Annotated in this window: 3 protein-coding genes and 1 pseudogene; 1 reads left to right on the top strand and 3 read right to left on the bottom strand. The window is 67.6% G+C overall.

Annotation, left to right across the window (positions count from 1 at the left end; translation table 11 throughout):
* Nucleotides 1-504: pseudogene (locus tag FREUN1FDRAFT_RS38745) on the bottom strand (IS3 family transposase); the annotation flags it as partial.
* 29 nt (nt 505-533) lie between these two features.
* Nucleotides 534-929, bottom strand: coding sequence for a transposase (locus tag FREUN1FDRAFT_RS45695; protein ID WP_006545915.1), 396 nt, complete (start codon nt 927-929; stop codon nt 534-536).
* Between the two features lie 313 nt (nt 930-1,242).
* Between FREUN1FDRAFT_RS45695 and FREUN1FDRAFT_RS44795 the strand changes: the two genes are divergently transcribed.
* Nucleotides 1,243-1,722 carry a MarR family winged helix-turn-helix transcriptional regulator gene (locus tag FREUN1FDRAFT_RS44795; RefSeq protein WP_050796208.1) on the top strand — a complete coding sequence of 160 codons (480 nt, stop codon included), beginning with the start codon at nt 1,243-1,245 and terminating at the stop codon, nt 1,720-1,722.
* A gap of 240 nt (nt 1,723-1,962) precedes the next feature.
* Here the strand turns inward: FREUN1FDRAFT_RS44795 and FREUN1FDRAFT_RS38760 are convergent.
* A partial coding sequence (locus tag FREUN1FDRAFT_RS38760) for an IS110 family transposase (protein WP_006545917.1) occupies nt 1,963-2,577 on the bottom strand: 615 nt, incomplete at its 5' end.

Raw genomic sequence — 2,577 nt, forward strand, 5'->3', positions numbered from 1 at the left:
TTCGATGAAGGCCTTCGCGAGTTCCCCGTTCTCGGTGGGATGTACCTCGAAGTGAATGGCTTTGCGGGAGAAGATGTCGAGGATGACGTACAGGTCGAAGTACACGCCGCGGACGGGTCCGGCGAGTTTTGTGATATCCCAGCTCCAGATTTCGTTGGGTCTGGTAGCGAGTAGTTCCGGTTTCTTTCGGGCGGGGTGGGCGGCCTGTGCCCGCCGCTCGACGGTCTGGGCTCGGGCCCGCAGCAGCCGGTACATGGTGGACACGCTGGCCAGGTAGACACCCTCGTCGAGCAGGGTCGCCCAGACCTGGGCGGCGGACTTGTCGACGAACCGGTCGCTGTTGAGGAGTTCCAGGAGCCGTTCACGTTCGGTGTCGTCGAGCGCTGCCGGGTGGACGGCCGGGGTCCGTGACGGGCTTTCTGTGGATTGTGCGGGGCGACGCCGGCGGTACATTGTCGCCCGTGACAGCCCGAGCAGGTCGCAGGCGACCTTGAACGAGGTCAAGGGTGCCAGCGAGGTGAACGCCTCGTCGACTATCTGCCGGGTTTCCTGCCGGAATCCGCGCTCTCGGAGATCAATTCCAAGAGCGCGTGCGTTTTTCCCATGACTTCCAGCGCTGCTTTCGTCCGCGCTAGTTCGGCGGCGAGCCGTTCGTTCTCCCGCCGTAGCCGATCGTTGTCGGTGTCCGTCTCGGTCGCCGCGGGCCGGCCGGCGGGCTTTCCCGCGAGACCGTCGTGAGCCCCCTGCTCCTGCGCCTCGCGCCATTTCTGGATGTGGGAGTGGTACAGGCCTTCCCGGCGGAGCAGTGCGCCTCGTTCACCGGCACCGGTCAGGCCGTCGTACTCGTTCAGGATTCTTTTCTTGTAGGCCGCGGTGAAGGTCCGGCGCTTCGGCCGGTCCGACCGCGGTCCGCCTCGGGAGGGGCTCACCCCGCCATCCTCCTGCTTCGAGGAGGCCATGTCTGCCATGGTCAACGTCACTGGTCTTGAAGATCCCGTCTCGCCCTGCGCTACAGAGGTCTCAAAGATCCTTCTGTCTCACGGAAGTCTGACAGACAGGGCTCCTGCGCCCAGCCGTGTAACCGCGTTCCTGGCCGTGGCGGTCAAGGCGGCGGCCGTGCGGACGCCGCTGACGTACCGGGACTCCCGCCGGTTCTGCCGGCGTACCGGTACGCACCCGGGGACAATCTTCGCTGTGCTTCGCCCCGTCAACCGCGCACCGCCAATCACCTACCATCGAGGTATGAATGACCTGCTACGGCAGCGTGTCGCCCGGGCGTTCCGTAGCCGCCCGACGGTGCTATCGGCACTTGCCGGGATCTACGACGAGGCTCTCGACGCCGTCGGGACGACGCCGACGCAGCACCGTGTGCTCGGCTACTGCGCCCTCGCGCCAGCGACTCCCACCGAACTCGCCGACTGGCTCGCCGTCACGCGTCAGGGCGTCACCCGGCCGATCGAGTCGCTCGTGAGCGCCGGGTTGCTGCGCCGGGAGCCACACCACTCCGACGGACGTCAGGCGCTGCTGCACATCACGCCGGCCGGTGTACGCCGGCTCGACGAAACGAACGAAACGGTCGCGCGCTACCTCGACTACGTGATCGACATGCTGCCCGGCGCAGGGGCCACCGCGGTGCGCCGCTCGTTCGACCAGCTCGGCACGGCAATGCGCGCGGTCTGGGTTAGCGAGCCCAGCCAGGCCCACGCTTCCCGCAAACGCTGACGAACAGACGCAGTACCTGCGCTCCTACCTCCACCGGCTTCGACAGAAGCTCGAACCCGGCCCGTCGCCACCACGCCTTCTCGTCACCGAACCCGGCATGAAACACCGCTTCCTACAGTGACCGCCCGCTGCTCCCGGGAAGTCAGCCGACGATCGGGCGTACCGGCGGGAAGCGGTAGAGCCGGGGCCGGTCCCGCAGCGCGAGAGCGGACGCGTGAACTCACAGACGCCCCTGTGTTGTCAAGTGGCCGCAGTGGCCAGTGGGCTGGTGCGCGGGATGGCGTTGTAGATCTCGCGGGCGACGTAGCGTTTGAGGCAGCGGATGATCTCGCGTGGGGTTTTGCCTTCGGCGAGGCGTCGTTGCTGGTAGGCGCGGGTGCGGGGGTCACAGCGCAGCCGGGTGATGACAATGCGGTGCAGGGCTGCGTTGGCCTGGCGGTCGCCGCCACGATTGAGGCGGTGACGGTGGGTCTTGCCGGATGACGCTTCGATCGGGCTGACACCGCACAGGGCGGCGAAGGACGCGTCGCTGGCCAGCCGTTGCGGGTTGTCGCCCGCGGCGATGAGGAGGGCCGCGGCTGTATCTGGTCCCACGCCGACGCGGGTGAGCAGTACGGGTGCGTGACGGGTGAGCAGGGTGGTCAGCTGGCGGTTGAGGTCGTTGACCTCGTCGGTGAGCTGCAGGATCCGGGTGGCCAGCCGGCGTAGCGTGTAACGCGCGGTGGTGGGGGCGTCGAGCGGTGCGACGTCGTCCAGGGCGGCGCACCGTCGGACGAGGGTCATGGGGCCCAGTCCTGTGAGGGATTCACGCAGGGCCGGGTCGGCGCGAACCAGGACGGCTTTGAGCTGGTTGAC

Source organism: Parafrankia sp. EUN1f (genome assembly GCF_000177675.1).
Lineage (GTDB): Bacteria > Actinomycetota > Actinomycetes > Frankiales > Frankiaceae > Parafrankia.